Origin of the sequence: Pontibacter qinzhouensis (assembly GCF_008017455.1) — a bacterium.
Classification (GTDB): domain Bacteria; phylum Bacteroidota; class Bacteroidia; order Cytophagales; family Hymenobacteraceae; genus Pontibacter; species Pontibacter qinzhouensis.
Window position 1 is genome coordinate 1 of record NZ_VRTY01000187.1, and the last position, 3,371, is coordinate 3,371.

A 3,371-nucleotide genomic window follows, 5' to 3' on the forward strand; every position below is an offset into this window, starting at 1 on the left:
GCGGGAGGTATACGGATTTATGGAAATCGAGCCAATCTGGTTTATGGCGGTGGGGGTACAGAAGCAGCTATGGGATAAAAAAGCCAGCCTGAAGCTGAACGTAAATGATATATTTTACACAAACAAAACCAGGGGAGCTACCGCGCTTACAGGCTACACCGAAAAATTTTACCAGGTCCGCGACTCGCAGGTAGCCACCCTCAGCTTTACTTATAAGTTCGGAAAATCGCAGGTAGCGCCATCGCGCCGCAGAGCTTCCGGTGCTGAAGAAGAGAAAAGCAGGGCAGGAGGGAATTAACCAAATGCAGCAGGCGCTTTGGCTAAACAACTATGGTAAAGGTTGTGCCTTTATTTTGCTCACTTTCTACTGTAATTTTTCCATCGGCATTGTCTACCATTCGTTTCACGATGTACAAACCCAGACCGCTGCCTTCTACGTGGTCATGAAACCGTTTGAACATGGTAAATACATTGTAGAGCTTATCGGTAGGTATGCCCGAGCCGTTATCAGCTATGCTGAGGATGGTGTTATTCCCATCTTTTCGCATTTTTACCAGCACCACCGGCTGTCTGCCTGGTTGCTGGTATTTAATGGCATTGCTTAAGAGATTGTATAGAATGCTTTTCAGGTTTTTTCTGGTAAAGCCCAGTATGTTAGCATCATCTGTACAATCGGTGGTTATAGTGGCGCCGGAGGAGGCTATAATACCGTGCAAATCCTGCTTCACGGTGTCTACCATCTCACATATATCAAGCGGCTCCGAAACCTCATGTGCACTGCTTTTATCTATTTCGGCAATAGTAGTGAGATCGTTGATGGTGGCGGAAAGTCGGTGCAGAGATGATTTCATGTAAGCAGTAATCTGCTCAATCTCTTTCCGGTTCAGGTTTTCTTTAGCTATTGCCTCAGAGAGCGCCTCTAGCAGACCTTCTATATTGTAAATCGGGGATTTTAAATCGTGTGAGGCGGTGTAAACGAAATTGTCGAGGTCAAAATTGGCGTTGGTCAGCAAGCGGTTTTTGTCCTCCAGCTTCAGGTTAGCCTTCTGCGTTCGTTCCAGTGTTTCCAGGCTCTCCAGATGAAACGCCAGCAGCTCTGCGAACATTTTAAAGGTACTAATAACGGTTGGGTTATTTACCTTGGCCGGTTTGGAGCCTATGGCGCAAAGGGTTCCGAAAAAGGTACCGTCTCTTAAAACAATGGGTACAGAAATATAACTTTGTAGCCCATAGAGGCGCGGTGTATGGTGGTGCCGGTACTGGTTATCTTCGGCAGCATTGTCAAATATAATCGGTTCCAGGCTGTCTCGTATTTCATTGCAAAGGGTAGTCTCTATCTGCAGCTCTCCTCCTTCCTGCAATCCAAACTGCACCTCATCGCGCACGCTGCAAGCCAGCCATCTGGTTTTTGTTACACGAGCCACGGCTGCAAACCCCATTCCTGTTGTCCGGCAAATAACTTCGAGCATGCCTGGTACAATGGGTATCCGCCTGACTGCCTCCATATCTGTCAGTAACTCGTCCTGCTTATCAGTCATAAATTAAGGATAGATTAAACCGCTTTGCGGAAAGTTAGGTTTAAGAGTTATTTTCCGCTTTACTTCAAATTTAGTAAAAAATGCTTAAAACAGGATTATAACTTGTAGGAGATTGCAACAGGCAGCTTGTAGAGAAGCGTAAATAGCTGGAGCCTCTGGCTGTACAAATAATCTAAGTTAGGCTTTATAAACAGACCATTAGTCAGAAGTTATGCTACAAAACCCAGCGGCAGTAGACCCGACCCTCGATGTTGTCTTAAAAATTAGCAGCGGCGTTTTCTGGACGCTAGCCTACCTGCTGCTGCTGCGGCGTGGTTACATCGATAAAAGCTACGGCATGCCGATGGTGGCACTTTGTGCCAATATTTCGTGGGAGTTTATTTTTGGTTTGTTTACCCACACAGCACGCCGCAACTCTATGTAGATTATGTCTGGTTAGCCTTTGATGCAGGTATTCTGGCGCAGTTTCTCTTATACGGGAAAAAGGATTTTACAAAGCATTTGCCTGGCTGGCTCTTTTACCCCACCTTTCTGCTAACCCTTGTTTTAGCTGCCCTTTTTATCCTGCTGCTGTCACGTGAGTTTAACGATTATATAGGTATTTACGCGGCCTTTAGCCAGAACCTTCTGATGAGCGTGCTGTTCATTCACCTGCTGCTGAAGCGGAACAGCCCGCAGGGGCAGTCGGTGTACATTGCCCTTAGCAAAATGATAGGCACCATTTTTCCGTCGGTGTTGCTGTACCTGTACTTCCCTCATTCTAACCTATTGGTGCTGCTGTACATTAGCATTTTTGTATTCGACCTTATTTACCTGGTGCTGCTATACACAAAAATAAAAGCTTCTGGCCAAAACCCGTGGGGCAGGTGGTAGGTTGTGCTTTTTTAAAGAATAGTATTCTTTAAATCTTTGAATTTGAAGCGGGAGGATAAGTTTTTAGGAGCGGGATGGGAAGTTGTAGTTTGTCAGAATCACGGAGTAGGTTAATTCTCTACTTACATTGTTTTTTTCTACTATACATAATCCTTAAGCTCTGAAATCAGAGATAAAGCCGCTGTTTGTAATCTTCCAGCAGGAGACTGTTAACTTTACATGAAGCAGGAGGAACTCTGTTCCGGACCTGTTGCAGCTAACTCGCTATAATGCATATTCCGCTAAAACTGCACACCCTATTCCGGATAAACTGAACACTCCCCAGGTATGGTCATTCAAAGCTTCTATTAAGCTACATTTATTTACTGGTTATTTCTAATACCGGATTTGAGCTTACGCATTGATTCTCCCTTGAGTACTATTTTATGGGCGTTATGAGTTAGCCGGTCCAGGATGGCATCTGCAATGGTACTGTCATCAAAGAGCTCATACCACTTCTCCTGCGGAAGCTGAGAGGCAATGAGCGTGGAATGCTTGCCGTGGCGGTCTTCTATCACCTCCATGAGCATCATCCTGTTACTGCCATCGATAGGCTGCAAGCCAAAGTCATCTATGATGAGCAGGTCTGTTTTCTCCAGTCTGGTCAGTTCTCTCAGGTAGGAGTTGTCGGCCTTGGACATGGTCATCCAGCTGAAGAGCTTGGCCATGTTAAAGTAGCGGACCTTATAGCCCAAGTGGCAGGCCTGATAGCCGATCGCTGAGGCCAGGTAGCTTTTGCCTACCCCGGTCGGGCCTGTGACGAGCAGGTTCTCTTTCCGGTCAATAAAGCGACAGTCGGCCAGCCGCATCACCTGGTTCTTGTCCAGGCTTCTGCCTGCCGAATAATCCAACTCTTCCAGGCTGGCCTGGTAGCGGAAGCGGGCAGCACGGATATGCCGCTGTGTTTTCTGGTGTTCCCGC

3 protein-coding genes and 1 pseudogene are annotated in these 3,371 nt (G+C 46.5%); 2 read left to right on the forward strand and 2 right to left on the reverse strand.

The window, feature by feature from the left end:
• Positions 1 to 298 (forward strand): outer membrane beta-barrel protein (locus FVR03_RS23775; RefSeq protein ID WP_147924268.1); only part of this gene is annotated, 298 nt, incomplete at its 5' end.
• Between the two features lie 22 nt (positions 299 to 320).
• Here the strand turns inward: FVR03_RS23775 and FVR03_RS23780 are convergent.
• Positions 321 to 1,538 (reverse strand): sensor histidine kinase, encoded by a 1,218-nt coding sequence (locus tag FVR03_RS23780; protein ID WP_147924269.1) that lies wholly within the window; start codon positions 1,536 to 1,538, stop codon positions 321 to 323.
• Positions 1,539 to 1,749: 211 nt separating this feature from the next.
• Here FVR03_RS23780 and FVR03_RS23785 point away from each other — a divergent pair.
• Positions 1,750 to 2,411 (forward strand): annotated as a pseudogene (locus FVR03_RS23785) (transmembrane-type terpene cyclase).
• Between the two features lie 362 nt (positions 2,412 to 2,773).
• Here the strand turns inward: FVR03_RS23785 and istB are convergent.
• The coding region (gene istB / locus FVR03_RS23790; protein ID WP_147924270.1) for an IS21-like element helper ATPase IstB at positions 2,774 to 3,371 on the reverse strand (598 nt) is incomplete at its 5' end.